This window comes from Streptomyces sp. NPDC052043, assembly GCF_044548235.1.
GTDB lineage: Bacteria > Actinomycetota > Actinomycetes > Streptomycetales > Streptomycetaceae > Streptomyces.
Genome location: NZ_JBIUBT010000019.1, coordinates 20,030 through 36,163, shown reverse-complemented (window position 1 = coordinate 36,163; position 16,134 = coordinate 20,030). Strand labels below are relative to the sequence as shown.

Annotated in this window: 14 protein-coding genes and 2 pseudogenes; 11 read left to right on the top strand and 5 right to left on the bottom strand. The window is 68.7% G+C overall.

The window, feature by feature from the left end; all coding sequences use genetic code 11:
- The first annotated feature begins 47 nt into the window (after positions 1-47).
- The 8 genes and pseudogenes from ACIHCX_RS34395 to ACIHCX_RS34360 all read left to right on the top strand — a co-directional run bounded on the left by ACIHCX_RS34395 (position 48) and on the right by ACIHCX_RS34360 (position 8,497).
- Positions 48-986 carry a 5-dehydro-4-deoxyglucarate dehydratase gene (locus ACIHCX_RS34395; RefSeq protein WP_400036615.1) on the top strand — a complete coding sequence of 313 codons (939 nt, stop codon included), beginning with the start codon at positions 48-50 and terminating at the stop codon, positions 984-986.
- A gap of 65 nt (positions 987-1,051) precedes the next feature.
- Positions 1,052-2,389: a gluconate:H+ symporter gene (locus tag ACIHCX_RS34390; RefSeq protein ID WP_400036613.1), complete on the top strand. Its 1,338-nt coding sequence runs from the start codon at positions 1,052-1,054 to the stop codon at positions 2,387-2,389.
- Between the two features lie 104 nt (positions 2,390-2,493).
- On the top strand, positions 2,494-3,822 hold the full coding sequence (locus tag ACIHCX_RS34385; protein ID WP_400036610.1) for an enolase C-terminal domain-like protein: 1,329 nt from the start codon (positions 2,494-2,496) through the stop codon (positions 3,820-3,822).
- A gap of 82 nt (positions 3,823-3,904) precedes the next feature.
- Positions 3,905-4,441: pseudogene (locus tag ACIHCX_RS34380) on the top strand (histidine kinase dimerization/phospho-acceptor domain-containing protein); the annotation flags it as partial.
- Positions 4,442-4,703: 262 nt separating this feature from the next.
- Positions 4,704-5,642 (top strand): ATP-binding cassette domain-containing protein, encoded by a 939-nt coding sequence (locus tag ACIHCX_RS34375; RefSeq protein ID WP_400036608.1) that lies wholly within the window; start codon positions 4,704-4,706, stop codon positions 5,640-5,642.
- Positions 5,639-6,490, top strand: coding sequence for an ABC transporter permease (locus tag ACIHCX_RS34370; RefSeq protein WP_400036606.1), 852 nt, complete (start codon positions 5,639-5,641; stop codon positions 6,488-6,490). The genes ACIHCX_RS34375 and ACIHCX_RS34370 overlap by 4 nt, the downstream gene beginning before the upstream one ends.
- A 73-nt stretch (positions 6,491-6,563) precedes the next feature.
- Positions 6,564-7,832: a histidine kinase gene (locus ACIHCX_RS34365; protein WP_400036784.1), complete on the top strand. Its 1,269-nt coding sequence runs from the start codon at positions 6,564-6,566 to the stop codon at positions 7,830-7,832.
- Positions 7,829-8,497, top strand: coding sequence for a response regulator (locus ACIHCX_RS34360; protein ID WP_400036604.1), 669 nt, complete (start codon positions 7,829-7,831; stop codon positions 8,495-8,497). Before ACIHCX_RS34365 ends, ACIHCX_RS34360 begins: the two co-directional genes overlap by 4 nt.
- Before the next feature lie 146 nt (positions 8,498-8,643).
- Here ACIHCX_RS34360 and ACIHCX_RS34355 read toward each other — a convergent pair whose 3' ends face one another.
- Positions 8,644-9,924 (bottom strand): M14 family metallocarboxypeptidase, encoded by a 1,281-nt coding sequence (locus ACIHCX_RS34355; protein ID WP_400036602.1) that lies wholly within the window; start codon positions 9,922-9,924, stop codon positions 8,644-8,646.
- 581 nt (positions 9,925-10,505) lie between these two features.
- Between ACIHCX_RS34355 and ACIHCX_RS34350 the strand changes: the two are divergent.
- Positions 10,506-10,706: pseudogene (locus tag ACIHCX_RS34350) on the top strand (SAM-dependent methyltransferase); the annotation flags it as partial.
- Positions 10,707-10,731: 25 nt separating this feature from the next.
- On the opposite strand, the gene ACIHCX_RS34345 reads toward ACIHCX_RS34350, so the two are convergent.
- Complete coding sequence (locus ACIHCX_RS34345; protein WP_400036600.1) at positions 10,732-11,583, bottom strand: RCC1 domain-containing protein; 852 nt, start codon at positions 11,581-11,583, stop codon at positions 10,732-10,734.
- Between the two features lie 223 nt (positions 11,584-11,806).
- Here ACIHCX_RS34345 and ACIHCX_RS34340 point away from each other — a divergent pair, with 223 nt between their 5' ends.
- Positions 11,807-12,025: a hypothetical protein gene (locus ACIHCX_RS34340; RefSeq protein WP_400036598.1), complete on the top strand. Its 219-nt coding sequence runs from the start codon at positions 11,807-11,809 to the stop codon at positions 12,023-12,025.
- A gap of 110 nt (positions 12,026-12,135) precedes the next feature.
- Here the strand turns inward: ACIHCX_RS34340 and ACIHCX_RS34335 are convergent, their stop codons facing one another.
- From ACIHCX_RS34335 to ACIHCX_RS34325, 3 genes are all read right to left on the bottom strand, one after another.
- Positions 12,136-12,843: an MBL fold metallo-hydrolase gene (locus ACIHCX_RS34335; protein WP_400036596.1), complete on the bottom strand. Its 708-nt coding sequence runs from the start codon at positions 12,841-12,843 to the stop codon at positions 12,136-12,138.
- A 67-nt stretch (positions 12,844-12,910) separates the two neighbouring features.
- Positions 12,911-13,984 (bottom strand): CobW family GTP-binding protein, encoded by a 1,074-nt coding sequence (locus tag ACIHCX_RS34330; RefSeq protein ID WP_400036594.1) that lies wholly within the window; start codon positions 13,982-13,984, stop codon positions 12,911-12,913.
- 13 nt (positions 13,985-13,997) lie between these two features.
- Positions 13,998-14,228, bottom strand: coding sequence for a hypothetical protein (locus tag ACIHCX_RS34325; protein ID WP_400036592.1), 231 nt, complete (start codon positions 14,226-14,228; stop codon positions 13,998-14,000).
- Positions 14,229-14,542: 314 nt separating this feature from the next.
- Here ACIHCX_RS34325 and ACIHCX_RS34320 point away from each other — a divergent pair, with 314 nt between their 5' ends.
- A complete protein-coding gene (locus ACIHCX_RS34320) occupies positions 14,543-15,970 on the top strand; it encodes a lamin tail domain-containing protein (protein ID WP_400036590.1) in 1,428 nt (475 codons plus the stop codon).
- Positions 15,971-16,134 lie beyond the last annotated feature (164 nt).

The following is a 16,134-nucleotide window of genomic DNA, read 5'->3' as shown; positions in this document are numbered from 1 at the left end:
TACATAGACGCTGTCTTCAATTGAAGACGTTTTCTAGCGGGGTGGACATGAGGAAGATTGCGGACGTCGTGCGGCGTCTCGGTGAGGGGATGGGGCGGGGTGTGCTGTCCTTCCCATTGACGAGTTTTCAGCGCAACGGCGACCTGGATCCGGGCGCCTACCGTGCCTACCTGGAACGGCAGCTCGCGGTCGGTCCGGGCGCGGTCTTCCCCGCCTGTGGGACGGGTGAGTTCACAGCCCTGGACGAGGACGAGTACCGCACGGTCATCACCGTCGCGGCCGACGTGGCGCGGGGACGCTTCCCGGTCGTCGCGGGCATCGGCTACGGCTGGGCCCAGGCACTGCGGTTTGCGCGGATCGCGGAGGACGCGGGCGCGGATGCCGCGCTCGTCCTCCCGCACTATCTGATCCAGGCACCCCAGGACGGACTCGTAGAACAGCTGCGCAGGATCGCCGACGGCACCCGGTTGCCCCTGATCGCCTACCAGCGTGACCAGGTCGCCTTCACCGCCGACAGCCTGAGCGACATCGCACGGATCCCGACCGTCATCGGTCTGAAGGACGGCCACGGCGACCTCGACCGTCTGCAACGCCACATCCTGGCTGCGCCCGACGACTTCCTCTTCTTCAACGGCGCCGCCACGGCCGAGGTCCAGGCCCGTGCGTACGCCGGTGTGGGCGTACGCGCCTATTCGTCGGCCGTCCACGCATTCGCCCCGGAAATCGCACGCGCCTTCTTCGAGGCCTTTCACAAGAACGATTCCGACCGGATGGACGAGTTGCTGCGCGGCTTCTACGTGCCGCTCGTCGAACTGCGCGACCGCAGGACCGGTTACGCCGTCTCGCTGGTCAAGGCGGCGGCCCGGCTGCGCGGACTGCCCGTGGGCCCCGTGCGCGCCCCGCTCACCGAGCCGGGCCCGGACGACCTCGCCGCCCTCCGCGACCTCGTGGACCACGGTCTGGACCTGGTCGGCGCCAAGCGCTGACCCCGGACGGAACCTCCCAACAGCCGGAAGACAGTCGACAGCACAGTTCAAAGGAGAACTGATTCATGCCACTTGTCGTCGTCGGGATCAGCGTGCTGGTCCTGCTCTTCCTCATGACGAAGCTCAGACTGAACGGCTTCGCCTCCCTCCTCCTCGTGGCCGTCGGCGTCGCCCTGGTGCGGGGGATCCCGGTCGCGGACATCCCGGACACCCTCTCCAAGGGCATCGGCGGCCAGATCGGCGACACGATGCTCACCATCGGGCTCGGCGCGATGGTCGGCCGCGTGATGGGAGACTCCGGCGCCGCCCAGCGCATAGCCGCCAAGCTGCTCGCCGCCTTCGGTCCGCGCTGGGTGCAAGTCGCCATGGTGCTGACGGCCATGCTCATCGGCGTCACGATGTTCTACGAGGTCGCCTTCGTCATCATCGTGCCCGTCGCCTTCACGCTCGTGCGGGTCACCCGCTCGAACCTGCTCTGGGTCGGACTGCCGATGTCCATCGCGCTCTCCACCATGCACAGCTTTCTGCCCCCGCACCCGGGCCCGACCGCGGTGGCCGCGACCTTCCACGCCTCGGTCGGACTGACCTTGTTCTACGGCCTGTTCATTGCCGTCCCGGCCGGCGCGCTCATCGCCCTGGTGTGGCCGAGGCTGCCGTTCGTCCGGGCGATGAACCCCTCCGTGCCCACAGGACTGGTGAGTGACCGCACCTTCGAGGAGGAGGAGATGCCGAGCACCGCCTGGTCGCTGTCGGTCGCCCTCCTGCCGGTGGTGCTGATCGCGGGCGCGGCGGTGACCGACATGGTCACCTCGGCGGACACCCCGGTGATGCACTTCATCAACTTCGTCGGCTCGGCGCCGATCGCGCTGCTGCTGACGCTGCTTGTCGCGGTCTGGGCCTTCGGACCGCGCATCGGCCGGAGCCTGGAGGAGATCGGTGCCTCGTGCCGGGGAGCGGCGCAGGCGATGGCGATGATCCTGCTGGTGATCGGGGCCGGCGGCGCCTTCAAACAGGTCCTCGTGGACGGCGGCATCTCGGACTACATCAAGCAGGCGACCTCGGGGTGGTCCATCTCGCCGATCATCCTGGCCTGGCTCATCGCCGTGATCCTCAGGGTGGCCCTCGGATCGGCGACGGTCGCCGTCGTCACGGCGTCCGGTGTCGCGCTGCCGCTGGTCGCGGGCAGCGGGATCCACGCCGAAATCATGGTGCTCGCCGTCTCCTGCGGCTCGATCGCCTTCTCGCACGTCAACGACCCGGGCTTCTGGATGTTCAAGGAGTACTTCAACCTGTCCGTCATCGACGCGATCAAGGTCCGTACCACCTATACGACCGTCCTCGCGATCCTCGGCCTGGGCGGCGTCCTTGTCATGGAACGTGTTCTGGACGTCCTCAATTTGTGAGTGGATGCTCCTCCCGTGAGCGGGCGCCGTGGCCCTCCGAACGGCGCCCTGCCCCGCCCAGCAGCCCCCACCGCCCAGCCCTCCAGCAACGAAGGATTCACCTCATGCCCCAGCCTGTCGTCACCCGATTCTCCGTGTACCCGGTGGCAGGGCGTGACTCCATGCTGCTGAACCTCTCCGGCGCGCACGCCCCGTACTTCACCCGGAACGTCCTCGTCCTGGAGGACTCGGACGGCCGTACGGGACTGGGTGAAGTGCCGGGCGGTGAGGAGATCACCCGTACGCTGCGCGAAGCCGAGTCCCTGGTCGTCGGCGCACGGCTGGGCGACTACAAGCGCGTCCTGCGGTCCGTGGGGGAGAGGTTCGGCGGACGTGACGATCGCGGACGGGGTGAGCAGACCTTCGACCTGCGCACCACCGTGCATGCCGTCACGGCTGTCGAATCGGCGCTGCTGGACCTGCTGGGCAAGCATCTGGAGGTCCCCGTCGCCGCGCTGCTCGGCGACGGCCGGCAACGCGACTCCGTACGGGTCCTGGGCTACCTCTTCTACGTCGGCGACCCCGACAGGACTGACCTGGACTACGTCCGTGAAGGCGGCTCCGCCGTGCAGTGGTACCGGATCCGCCGCGAGGAGGCCCTGACACCGGAGGCGATCGTCCGACAGGCCGAGGCGACGTACGCGCACTACGGTTTTTGCGACTTCAAGCTCAAGGGCGGGGTCCTGCCGGGAGTTGAGGAGGTCAGGGCGGTACAGGCGCTGAAGGAACGCTTCCCCGAGGCGCGGATCACCCTCGACCCCAACGGGGCCTGGTCCCTGCGGGAAGCCATCGAGCTGTGCGGGCCGCTGGCCGGCACGCTCGCTTACGCCGAGGATCCCTGCGGAGCCGAGGGCGGCTACTCGGGCCGGGAGATCCTCGCGGAGTTCCGCCGGGCCACCGGGCTGCCCACCGCGACCAACATGATCGCGACCGACTGGCGCCAGCTCACCCACGCACTGGCGCTGCGGTCGGTCGACATCCCTCTCGCGGACCCTCACTTCTGGACCATGCAGGGGTCGGTGAGGGTGGCCCAGCTGTGCCACGACGCAGGCATGACCTGGGGGTGCCACTCCAACAACCACTTCGACATCTCGCTCGCCATGATGGCCCACTGCGGAGCCGCTGTCCCAGGCGACTACAACGCGCTGGACACCCACTGGATCTGGCAGGAGGGCCTGGAACGCCTCACGGTCCGGCCCCCGCGCATCGTCGGCGGAGAGATCGCTGTCGACGACACACCGGGACTCGGTGTCGAACTCGACAGGGACAGGCTACTCGCCGCCCACGAGCTCTACCTGGAGAAGCGGCTGTCGGGCCGTGACGACGCCGCGGGGATGCGCTACCTGGTAAAGGACTGGGCGTTCGACAGTAAGCGCCCCTGCCTGGTGCGGTGACGGGGTTGATCACCGAGCGGATCGTCTGGATCTGTCCGTCGACGACGTTCAGCGCCCAGGTGTTGACGACGTTGCCGTGCCGGTCGCGGAAGATCGCGCCGGGCAGGTCCGCAATATCGCCCAGGTGACCACGTCCGTCGCCCATGGCGACCTGCCGAAGAAGATCACGGTCTGCGTCTACGGGACGTGGAAGCGGCTGACCACCAACGTCAACGAGCTCGCCGAACTGAAGAACAACATCAACCTCATGGTCTCCAACGTTCGCGAGACCACCCGCGGCCGCGCTCATGCAGGGCCATCGCGATCTCGTGGAGGTCGCCGACCTGATCCTGCGCGAGCTGACCCCGCTGGTGAACGCGCAGTTCGGTGCGTTCTTCCTGGCCGATGCAGGCGCGCCGCACGGCGAGGGCCTGCAGTTCATCGCCGGGTACGGCACCGACCGGGTCGGCGAGAGCAGCCCGAGTCGGAGTTCCTGGCGAACATGTCGCACGGGCTGCGCACCCCGCTCAACTCGCTGCTGATCCTGGCCCGGCTGCTCGCCGACAACCCCGACGGGAACCTGTCCGAACACGAGGTGCAGTTCGCGACCACCTGTCCCGGTGGGCTGGCTGATCTCCTGGGACATGATCCGGCCGGCAACGACCCCCTCGCGGTGGACACGACTTTGGCATCGCCCTGACCTCGTCGACGGGGTGGCTCCGCGTGGGCCGAACGGCATCCAGTCCCGAAGTGATGGGGGCACCAGGCCGTAGTACCCCGGTACCACCTGCCTGGCAGTGTTCAGTCCCCGGTACCACCGGATCCGGCAGGTCACGGACTTAGTGTGATCAAGGAGGCGTCAGGCGTGCAGGGCGCGCCGGAGTCCGAAAGAGGGAACGCGAATGATCGAGGCACAGCAGCTCACCAAGAGGTACGGGGAGAAGACAGCCGTCGACGGGCTGGACTTCACCGTGAAGCCGGGCACGGTGACCGGCTTCCTCGGCCCCAACGGGGCGGGCAAGTCCACGACGATGCGCATGATCGTCGGGCTTGACGCGCCGACGAACGGCTCCGTCACGGTCAACGGCAGGCGCTACGCCCGCCACGAGGCGCCGCTCCAGGAGGTCGGGGCGCTGCTGGAGGCGAAGTCGATCCATCCGGGCCGCTCGGCCTACAACCATCTCCGGGCGCTCGCCCTCACGCATGGCATCCCGCGCCGCCGGGTCGACGAGGTCATCGACCTCGCCGGTCTCGGCAGCGTCGCGAAGAAGCGGGCCGGTGCCTTCTCCCTCGGCATGGGCCAGCGGCTCGGCATCGCGGCCGCGCTGCTCGGCGATCCGCAGACCGTGATGCTCGACGAGCCGGTCAACGGACTGGACCCCGAGGGCGTCCTCTGGATCCGGAACCTGCTCACCTCGCTGGCGAGCGAAGGGCGCACGGTGTTCGTCTCTTCGCACCTGATGAGCGAGGTGTCACTGGTGGCCGATCACCTCATCATCGTCGGGCGTGGACGGTTGCTGGCCGATACGACCGTACGGGACCTGGTCCGCGAGGCCGGCGGCGACACCGTCAAGGTCGCCACGGACGACCCCGCACGGTTGCGGGACGTACTGGCCGGAGACGGCGTGGAGATCACCGGCCGCGTGGGCTCCGAGGAACTGCAGGTGACCGGGCTGTCCGCCCGTGAGATCGGGCTGAAGGCGGCCGAGCACGGGATCCCGCTGTTCGAGCTGACCGCGAAGGCGGTGTCGTTGGAGGAGGCATTCATGGAACTGACCAGGGACGCCGTGGAGTACCACGGCTCCACGAGCGGCGCCGAGACCTCCGGGAGCGCGGCATGAGCACCCTCACGGCAACCCCCGAGTCACCCGAGACCGCTCAGGCCGCCCCGGCCCGCCCCGCCTACCGGGTGACCGGACGACGCGTGCTGGCCTCGGAGTGGGCCAAACTGTGGTCCCTGCGTTCCACCTGGATCACTCTCGGCCTGGGCCTGCTGTTCCTGGTCGCCTTCGGCGTCATCGCCGCGAGCCGCTACAAGTCCGGGATCGACTCCGGCCGCCCCATGGACGGCGACTTCGCCAACGCGACGGGCGTGAGTCTCTCCCTCTTCGGCACGAACTTCGCCCAGCTGGCCCTCGGCGTGCTCGGCGTGCTGGTCACGGCGGGCGAGTACTCCACCGGCATGATCCGGTCCACCATGGCCGCGGTGCCGCGCCGGCTGCCCGTGCTGTGGTCCAAGGCGGCTGTGTACGGGCTGATCGCGCTGGTGATCGCCACCGTCGGCGCGTTCGTCGCCTTCCTCGTCGGCAGCCAGGTCGTCTCCGGCACGCCCGCTGCCATGGGCCTCGGCCACGCCGGTGTCCTTCGCAGCCTCCTGGGCGCCGGGCTCTACCTGGGCCTGGTCGGCGTGATCGGCACCGCCCTGGGCGCGCTGCTGAGGTCCGTGGCCGGCGGTATCTCGGTCCTGGTGGCCGCCTTCATGCTCGTACCCGGACTGATCTCCCTGCTGCCCAGCTCATGGCGTGGGAACATCGACCCCTACCTGCCCAGCCACGCCGGTCAGTCGATCTTCGCACTGACCCACGACTCGACCACCCTGTCGCCGGGCACCGGGCTCTGGGTCTTCCTCGGCTGGACCGCACTGGCGCTGGCCGCAGCGGCGTACCGGCTGCTGCGCAGCGACGTCTGAGCAGCAACGGCTGAGCGGCAGCCACCCGCATCATGGACTGGTGAACTCCGTGACCACCGAAGATCTCAGCGGGATGGGGCCGCTGGTCGCCCGGCTCGGCCGGGCCGGCCAGCGGCTCCGGCACGCCGACCGGGCCCGTCCGTGGGTGCTGGATGCCGCGGTGGTGGTGCTGGTCGTCCTGATGTTCTGCCTGCCGGACCTGCTGCACGCGGTCGGCGTGATCAACGGGGAAGGCGACGGCCCGCGCCGCTTCCGCCTCGTGTTCACTCGGTTGCCCGTGGCGGGCATGCTGGCCCTGCAGGCCGGGCTGGTGCTGCCGCTGCTGTGGCGGCGCCGGGCGCCCGCCGCCGCGTTCGGCGCCGTCACGGCCGTCTTCTTCCTCCAGTGGTCCCTCGGCGCCGCGCTCCGTGCGGATGTCGCCCTCTTCGTCGCCCTGTACAGCCTGGCCCTGCACGGGCGGCTCCGGCAGCTGCCGTGGGCCTGTGCGGCCACGGCGGGCGCGCTCGGCCTGGTAGCGGCACGTGTGTCGGCGGCGGTGTCGGTCTGGGACGCGCTGTTCTTCCTGCTCAGCACGGCGACCGCGGCCATAGCCCTCGGCCTGATGATCCGCATCCGGCGGGCCCAGCTGGCCGGGCTCCGGGACCGTGCGGCCCGGCTGGAGATCGAACGCGACCAGCGTGGCAGGCTCGCCGTCGCGGCCGAGCGGACACGGGTGGCCCGTGAGATGCACGACGTCGTCGGCCACAACCTGTCCGTCATCATCACGCTCGCCGACGCGGGTGCCTATGCCGCCGGGGCTGCTCCGGAGCGGGGCCAGGAAGCCCTGCACCTCATCGGCGACACCGGTCGCCAGGCCCTGGGTGAACTGCGTCGGGTGCTCGGGGTGCTGCGCGAGGCTGACGGCCCGCCGACCGAGCCCGAGCTGAGCCCGCAGCCCGGTCTGGCGGACATCAACGCACTGTGCGAAGGGGTGCGCGCCGCCGGCCTGGAGGTCGTCTACCGTACCGCCGGAGACGTCGACGCCTTCGACAGCGGGCTCCAGCTCACGGTCTACCGCATCGTGCAGGAGGCCCTGACGAACACCCTGAAACACGCCGGCGCCGGCGCGCGTGCGAACCTGGCTGTGACCGTGGAGGACACGCGGCTGACCATCACCGTTCAGGACTCCGGCCCGCTCGTCCCGGCCGAGCGTCCCGGCACGGCGAACGAGGAAGGACAGGGCCTGGTGGGCATGCGGGAGCGAGCGGCTCTCTACGGCGGACACGTCAGCGCGGGTCCCACGGGCGCCGGCTGGACGGTACGGGCCGTACTCGACCTCACTCCCCAGGGCGGTGCCCGGTGACCACCGTGCTCGTCGTGGACGACCAGCCGCTCCAGCGGTACGGCTTCCGCATGCTCCTGGACTCGGTGCCCGAAACGGAGGTGGTGGGCGAGGCCGCGCACGGAGCGGAAGCGGTGCGCAAGGCCGCCGAGCTCCGGCCCGACGTCGTCCTCATGGACGTGCGCATGCCGGGCATGGACGGCATCGAGGCCACCCGTCGTATCGTCGCCGCCGGCGATCGCTCGCGCGTCCTGATGCTGACCACGTTCGACCTGGACGAGTACGTGTATGCGGCTCTGCGCGCCGGAGCCAGCGGCTTCCTCCTCAAGGACGCCCGTCCCGAGGAACTCCTTGCGGGCATCCGGGCCGTGGCCGTCGGAGACGCTGTGATCGCCCCCGCGCTCACCCGCCGTCTCCTGCACGAGTTCGCCCGGCTCGTGCCACTCGGCGGCGACGGCTCCGCCGAGGACCCGCGCTTGAGCTCCCTCACCGACCGTGAGCGCGAGATCCTCGTCGCCATCGGCAAGGGCTGGAGCAACGGCGAGATCGCCGCCCGCTTCGTCCTGTCGGAGTCCACGGTGAAGACTCATGTCGGCCGCGTCCTGGCCAAGATCGGCGCCCGCGACCGCATCCAGGCGGTGATCTTCGCCTACGACCACGGCCTGGCCCGGCCTCATGGGAACTGAGCGGCGGCGCCCTTTGCCCTGATCCGCGCAGCTCCGCCGCGAAGTCCTCGCACCCTCGGGGGCCGGGCCGCTTCGGTCGAGCAGGTCCCTGTCCTCGTCGTGCGCCCCAGGGGCAGGCACGACGAGGACCAGGCTGGGGTGGGACGTCAGCACTTGTCCACGGGCGTGCCCGCCACGAGGTCGTACTGCGCACGCGCGTCGAGCAGCAGCGGCACCAGCGCGCGCATCGACTGCCGCAGGGGCACGAACGCCCCGTCGCCCTCGGGCCGCACCGTCACGCCGTGCAGGGCGAGTACGTCCTTGACCTCGGCGTACTGGGCTGCGGTGAGCCGGTAGCCGCAGGGCGCGTTGTTCAGTACCTCGGACGGCTGTGCGGGCTCGTTGTCCGCGCCGCCGAGGTAGACCGGGCCGCGGTCGCTGTTGCCCGCCGCCCTGGCGGAGTGGGTGGCTGACACGATCTGGCCGTGCCGCTCCCTGGTGAAGGCGAACAGGCCGCCGAGAGCGGAGAGGTGGGATTGCACGCGACGACGGTGGTTCAGCGCCGGGTCGGCCTTCTCGGCGTCACTGAGCGCGTCGACGCGGCTCTCGATGAGCAGGCCGACGGAGTGCTTGATCCCCGCCATATTGCGCAGGATGCGTTCCTGCCCGTCACCGGCGGTCTGCTGGAGGGGCTCATCGGTGACCGGGTCGGTCCAGATGCCGTACGTGCCGGTCGAGTACCCGGCAGCGTTCGCGGCCGGCCGTACGTACGAACCCGACAGGGCTTCCGCCGTCTCGTGCACCTTGGGGTCGGTGTTGAGATTGCGCGGCCACAGGTCGAACAGGTCCTTGTCGTAGTACTTGGGTGTGGCGCCGTACTCGTGCAGGTCGTAGATGACGTCGGGCTTCTGGTCGCGGATCACGGCTGCCATGGCCCGCGCTTCGGCGGTCTGCAGGGCAAGGTGGTCGCGGTTGATGTCGTCACCGTCGGAGTTGCCCCGGGTGTTGGCGGCGCGGCCGTCCGGGTTGGCGGTGGGCACGACGAGGAGGGTGCTGTGGGCGAGCCAGTTGCGGGTCCGCGCGTCCTGCGCGAAGGAGAGGTCGCGGATGGTGGTCAGACAGGCCTCGCGTCCGGAGGGCTCGTTGCCGTGCTGGGAACAGATCAGCAACACCGTTTCAGCGGTGCGGTGTTCGCCGATTCGTACGAGCTGGAGCGGGCGCCCCTGCTTGGTGGTGCCGATCCGGGACACGGACATCCGGTCGCTGGCCTTGTCGACAGCGGCGAGGAAGTCCTGCTCCTCGGGCTGGGTCGTCCAGCGCGCGCCGCCGGAGGTTTCGAATCCGGTACGGGGCGGGGCGTCGGCGGCCTGCGCGGGCGCCGTCACCAGAGGTGCGGCAAGCGCGGCCGTCGCGATGGCCAGTGCGAGGGTGCGGGTACGGGGTGTCATCAGAGAGTACCTCCCGGGGTGCGGTGGACCGGGCGCGGCGGGGCCACGCCCTCGGAACGGGACGCGTGGGGGTGACAGGAACCTAGCCCGGAAGATCAATTCCACTGAAGACGCTTTCCAGACACCCCATGAACACGTCAAGCGACTGCCCGGTAACCGTAAAGGAGCGCCGGAGTCCCGAATTTAAACGTTAGATTCATCACGGCAGCCCACTGGAAATGCCGCGGCGGCCGATTGCTCCGCGTCGGCAAATGCTTAAAATATCGCCACCGAAGTGGCTGAAAATTTTCGGTGCAGCGGTAAACGCGTAACCGTCAATGAATCAAGGCGATCTGACGCCATGAAAGCGACGTGTGTGATTCCGAGATCCAGTCCTGTGACGATTCTGCGAGGCAATTCACCGACCTTAAGGGGGCACCTGTGCAGGGATACCTGATCGAACCTCACAGGCGACGCGGGAGTCGAGCAGCAATCACGCAATCGATTCCGCGGAATGCGGCACGCAACCAGAAGGAGCCCCGTGTGACTGAGCGTGATAGTTGGGCCCTGAGCATGATAGATGTCCGCAGGGCGGCATCTGCGGACATCTCCTTCTCGCTGGCCACGTAGGCACTGGTGAGCACCGCCGTCCGACACACGGCTATGGCGGCCACCCCGTGTCCTACGCGTCGTATCGGCTGCCCACACACCAGTTCGCTGAGCTACTGAACCAGGCCGAATTCACCATCACCGCCCAGCTGGTGCAGGAGCCCGACGAGAAACTGAACTGGAAGCTCGCCGGCCGGCCACTTTGGCGCGCCCCCGGGCCTATGGAAGCTGGACTCCGGACCAGGTATCGACTTCGCACTGTCTGTCGGCATCGTTTCCTGCGGTCACGACTGTGCCGTCGGCACGCAGGCCGAGGGTGTGCGTCGAACCGGCCGCCACGGCGACCATGTCGCGCCAATCGCCGACCTCGCACTGTCCGTAGCTGTTGTCTCCCACTGCGAGGACCTGCCCGGACGCTGTGACCCCGACGGTGTGGTAGCTGCCCGCGCCGAGCGCCACCACGTCTTCCCACTCATCGACCTCGCACGCCCCGGTTGCCCGCTCTCCGGTCGCTACTGCCCGCCCGTCGGCTCTGAGGCCGACGGTATGGAGATACCCAGCCGAAACAGCGGCCAGGTCACGCCACCCCTCAACGGCACACTGCCCTCGCCGGTTGTTCCCCGCGGCCAGTGCAGAACCGTCCGACCGGACGCCGACCGAGTGCCAGTCACCACACGAGACGACGACCATCTCGCGCCAGGGCTGCACGTCGCACTGCCCTTCCGAACTCCGGCCAACTGCTAGCACGTGGCCATTCGCGAGTAGCCCGAGCGTGCGGCGCCAGCCTGCGGCCACGGCCGTGACGCCTCGCCATCCGGCGACATCACACTGTCCATCGCCATTCCACCCCGTTGCCAGCACCGTGCCGTCCGACCGGAGTCCCACCGTATGAGACTTGCCCGTATTCGTCGCGGTATGGACGTTGCCGGCTGCCACCGCGACGACGTCTTCCCACCGCTCGACACGACATTCAGCGGCTGCGGTATTGCCCACCGCGAGAACGGTTCCATCCGAGCGCCGTCCGACCGAATGACGCCTTCCGGCCGCCAGCGCCGACAAGTTGGCGAGCATTCCACCTCCTTGCGCTTGGCGTGAGTCCGCTACATGGGATTCCACCTTACTTTGGCTTGGAAGTCAGAGCGGGCTCCTCAGCCGCCGCCAGCAGATGACGGCACAACCGAGTGTGATGAAGGCCTGGTGGATGTGGTAGCGGATCTTCCAGCAGATGCGTAGGCGGCGGAACCGGTGACAACGGGGGGTTGACGTGACAACCCCCCGTTGTCATTATGGGGCCATGGCAGACACCAAGGACCTCGCGAAGTATCAGCCGACCTTCGACCACATCAAGGAGGTGCGCGAGCAAGCCATCCACCATGCCCGCCTGGCCCAGCAGTTCGCCGCGGAGCGCCGCGATCTGATGCAGAGCCTCATCGACCAGGGCGTTTCGCAGGCCGACATCGCACGTGAGCTCGGCGTGACGCGCCAGGCCATTCAGAAGATGCTGGCCTGCTGAGGCGCGATCCAGATCCCGTTGATGATCCTGCGGTGGCTCTCCCGTCGGCCGCCCCGCTTGCCGGACTTCGGCAGATGCGGCTGAGCTCCTCACCAACCATCGGGTGCCGCTCAGGACAACGGCGGGCGCCACGGGGGGCTGTGGCTGTCGACGTACCAGTCGAAGCGCTCCGCCACCAAGGCGGTGATCTGCGGCAGATCGATCTCCTCGCCGACGGGGCCCGGCTCGCGCAGATGGTACGGCGACGGGTAGAAGCAGTCGCCGAGCAGCATCACGCTGGAATCAGGGATGGCCACGACCGTGGAGTCCGGCGCGTGATTGCCGCCGACGTGCCGGAGTTCGACTCCTCCCGGGAGTACCAGCCGCTCCGTGAAGGTGCGGGTCGGTGACCGGACGGCGAAGTCCTCCCAGCCGTTCCCGTTCATGGCCCGTGCCCGGGCCTGGAAGCTCGGCCTCAGGCGGGGGTTGGCGGCCACCTCCTGCCGCAGGTACTCGTCGCTCCACGGGCGGCTCGCCTCGGCCGACAGCAACTCGGCACCCGCCTCGTGGCAGACGATCTCCTCCACCTCCCAGGCGCAAGCACCCCACGTGTGGTCCCAGTGGTGGTGCGTGTACACCAGCCGACGGGCGGCGGGCAGCCCCGCCTTCGCCATGGCCGACTGCGCGAGCCGGGCATGTGCCGGGCTCTGGCCGGCGTCCACCACCGTGCTGCCCGCATCATCCGCGACCACCGCGATACAGGGCTGGACGGCCTCAGGATCCGGATCCCCGGAGTAGATCCAGACCCGGCCGGACAACTGGCTCAACGGAGTTGTCATCCCCGCAGTCTGTCAGGGGCAGGCGTTCAGCTTCAACGACCCCAACTCCCCGACGACAGCGAGGCGTTCACCAACCGCCGGCACCACGGTCTTTCGTTTGGACCAGGCCCGCGAGCCCGGCGTGATCCACCGGAGAGGCCCCAGCCACGGCCAGGCAGTCGGCGAAGCCGCGCTCCAGTGCCTCGCGGTCGAGTCCGCGGCCGGTGAGCACCACGCGGTTGCGGCGCACTTCGTTCCCCCGCCAGTCGCGTCCGAAGGTGCCGTCCAGCAGCGCGTGCATGCCCTGGAAGACGTACTGCCTGGGTGCTCCGGCGACGGCGAGGACGCCCTTGGAGCGGAAGAGGTCGACGCCGTCGGTGCACAGCAGGGCGTCCAGCCAGGCGTTGAGCCGGTCCTCGTCGAGTTCACCTTCGAGTTCGATGCCCACCGAGGTGATCACGGTGTCATGTCGGTGCTCGGTCTCGGTGAGGAAAGAGGGGTCGTCGGCGAGTACCCGCTCCAAGTCGAAAGCGCTCACGCCCAGTACCTCGTGCCGGGCGATGCGTGCGTGCTCGGCGGGGACGATCCTGACCCCGGCGTTGAGGGCGCGGATACGGCGGACGACTTGCACGATGGTGTCGTCGTCGGCCAGGTCGGTCTTGTTGAGGATGATGCGGTCGGCGAAGGCGATCTGCTTGACGGCCTCGTTCTCCGCGCCTTCCGGTGGGACCTCGTCGAGGTGCTGAAGGACGTGGGCGGCGTCGACGAGAGTGACGACGGCGTCCAGGCGGAGCTGGGCGGCGATCTCGTCGTCCATGAGGAACGCCCGGGCGACGGGGGCGGGGTCCGCGAGCGCGTTGGCCTCGATGAGGATGCGCTCGAACGGCTCGCGCCGGCGCAACAGCGCGCCCAGGGTGCGGAGGAGATCTCCGCGCGCGGTGCAGCAGATGCAGCCGTTGGTCATCTCGAAGATCTCCCCCTCGGCGTCGAGGAGGTGCGCTTCGTCGATGTGGGCGTCGCCGAAGTCGTTCTTGATGACGGCGATCTTCATGCCGTGGTTCTCGGTGAGGATGTGGTTGAGGAGGGTGGTCTTGCCGGAGTCGAGGAGGCCGGTCACGACGGTGGCGGGAACGCGCTCGTGAGGGGGTTCGGGGGAGGTCACACCTGATGTCCTGTCAGTGCGGTCGATCAGTGGGTCGATCAGTGAGCAGGACGGAGCGCAGGTCGTCCGGGGTGATCTGCTCGGCGGGCCGGTGCAGTCGCCATCGGCGCGCTTCGCCGTCCATGGGGAGCACGGCGACGATCGTCTCGACCGGTGGACGGCCCGGTTCGGTGCAGGTGAGTCGGCGGACGGTGACGGCGGTGTCTGCGTCGAGGCCGAGCAGGGTGCGAACCGTCTCTTGCAACTCGCGCAGTCGCGGATTCGGTCCTGGGAGACCTGGGCGCGATCCAAGTGGCATGGCAGTTCCTCTCCTTCGCTCCCGGTTGGGCGGCGTCCGGCCGTCCGTGCGCGGCGGACAGCCGATGAAGCATACAACAATGATTTTCATTATCGATAAGCCCCCGCTCTCGGAGGTCGTGGTGAAGTCCTTGAGCACGGTGGGCGGCACAGAATTTCGCCTGCCGTTCGCAGACCGTCCTCCTCGATGGTGGAGTCCTGTTCGGGCGGGGCCGGAACGGTCAATTTGCCCTGCCCATGACAACGTCAGGACGGATCTCTGTGACTGCGTCGATCGCCCGCCGTGGGTGTCGTGTTCTGACCCGCTTCCTCGTTGCCGGACCGCTGCTGGCCGCGGGCGCCCTGACTGGTGTGCCTTCAGCGCATGCGGCCGTGGCCGACGACGTCCGCATCAACGAGGTGGTGACCACCGGCGACGTCAACGACTCGATCGAGCTCTTCAACAAGGGCACCGCCACGATCGACATCTCGGGCTGGATCCTCAAGGACGACGACAACGACCACAAGTACAAGATCGCTTCAGGGACCACGCTGAGTCCGGGCGGGTATCGGGCGTTCGACGTCCACAACCAGTTCGGCCTGGGCTCCGACGACAAGGCCCGCCTCTACCTCGCGGACGACAAGACCCTGGTGGACAGCTTCTCCTGGAGCAAGCACTCCGATCCGTCCTGGTCGCGCTGTCCCGACGGCGCCGGCGACTTCAAGCAGGCGGCGACCGTGACGCTCGGCGGCCCCAACGCCTGCGGCTCCACCGGCGGTGGCACGACGGGTCCGGTGGCGTGGCCCGGCGGCAGCAGCGTGGCGACCGCGGATGCCGCCAACGTGTTCGGTGAGGATCTCAGCGGCCTCTACCAGGAGGGCGACGTGCTGTGGGGCGCGCAGAACAGCGGCAAGCTGTGGCGCCTGGTGCGTGACGGCTCCGGCGGCTGGAAGCCGGATACGACCGGCGGTTGGAACTCCGGCAAGACCCTGCGCTTCCCCGGCGGCTCCGGCAGCCCCGACAGCGAGGGCGTCACCCTCACCGGCTCCGGCTCGGCCGGCGGGGTGTTCGTCGCCAGTGAGCGCAACGGCGATGCCTCCGGCACCAGCCGCCTGTCGGTGCTGAAGTACGACGTCACCGTCGGCGGTTCGTCGCTGACCGCCGCCACCGAATGGAACCTCACCTCCGACCTGCCCAAGACCGACCCCAACCTCGGATTCGAAGGGATCACCTGGATCCCCGACGCCTACCTCACCGGAGCCGGCTTCAAGGACGCCTCCACCGGTGCGGCCTACGCCCCGGCCCGCTACAGCTCCCACAGCGGTGGCGTGTTCTTCGTCGGCGTCGAGGGCACCGGCATGATCTACGGATACGTCCTCGCCGACTCCGGTTCGTACACCCGCGTCGCCTCCTTCGGCAGCGGCATGTCCGGCGTGATGGAACTGCAGTGGGAACCGCAGGCCACCCGCCTGTGGGCGGTCTGCGACGACACCTGCAACGGTCAGCACCGCACCCTGAAGCTCGACGCCACCGGCACCTTCACCACGACCGCGGTCTACAACCGTCCCAGCGGCATGCCCAACTACAACAACGAGGGCTTCTCCCTCGCCGGCGCCGACGAATGCGTGGCCGGTTCCAAGCCCGTCTACTGGGCCGACGACAGCAACGACGGCGGTCACGCCTTGCGCAAGGGCACCATCACCTGCTGATCCCCGGGTATCCCCGGGTGTGTTCCCTCCTTCGGCCTTCGGCCACAGCCAACGGCCGGGCCGAGTTGGGCAGCGAATGAGCGCGGACTCCCTTGAATTATTGAGTTGTTGTGGGCAATCTCGGCACAACGAGCGAGGGTGCGGACCGGCACCCGGGATCCCCA

What these genes read in the sequence shown, in the direction of transcription:
- ACIHCX_RS34395 (WP_400036615.1), top strand. Translation starts at nt 48, where the DNA reads ATGAGGAAGATTGCGGACGTCGTGCGGCGTCTCGGTGAGGGGATGGGG.
- ACIHCX_RS34390 (WP_400036613.1), top strand. Translation starts at nt 1,052, where the DNA reads ATGCCACTTGTCGTCGTCGGGATCAGCGTGCTGGTCCTGCTCTTCCTC.
- ACIHCX_RS34385 (WP_400036610.1), top strand. Translation starts at nt 2,494, where the DNA reads ATGCCCCAGCCTGTCGTCACCCGATTCTCCGTGTACCCGGTGGCAGGG.
- ACIHCX_RS34375 (WP_400036608.1), top strand. Translation starts at nt 4,704, where the DNA reads ATGATCGAGGCACAGCAGCTCACCAAGAGGTACGGGGAGAAGACAGCC.
- ACIHCX_RS34370 (WP_400036606.1), top strand. Translation starts at nt 5,639, where the DNA reads ATGAGCACCCTCACGGCAACCCCCGAGTCACCCGAGACCGCTCAGGCC.
- ACIHCX_RS34365 (WP_400036784.1), top strand. Translation starts at nt 6,564, where the DNA reads ATGGGGCCGCTGGTCGCCCGGCTCGGCCGGGCCGGCCAGCGGCTCCGG.
- ACIHCX_RS34355 (WP_400036602.1), bottom strand. Translation starts at nt 9,924, where the DNA reads ATGACACCCCGTACCCGCACCCTCGCACTGGCCATCGCGACGGCCGCG.
- ACIHCX_RS34345 (WP_400036600.1), bottom strand. Translation starts at nt 11,583, where the DNA reads ATGCTCGCCAACTTGTCGGCGCTGGCGGCCGGAAGGCGTCATTCGGTC.
- ACIHCX_RS34340 (WP_400036598.1), top strand. Translation starts at nt 11,807, where the DNA reads ATGGCAGACACCAAGGACCTCGCGAAGTATCAGCCGACCTTCGACCAC.
- ACIHCX_RS34335 (WP_400036596.1), bottom strand. Translation starts at nt 12,843, where the DNA reads ATGACAACTCCGTTGAGCCAGTTGTCCGGCCGGGTCTGGATCTACTCC.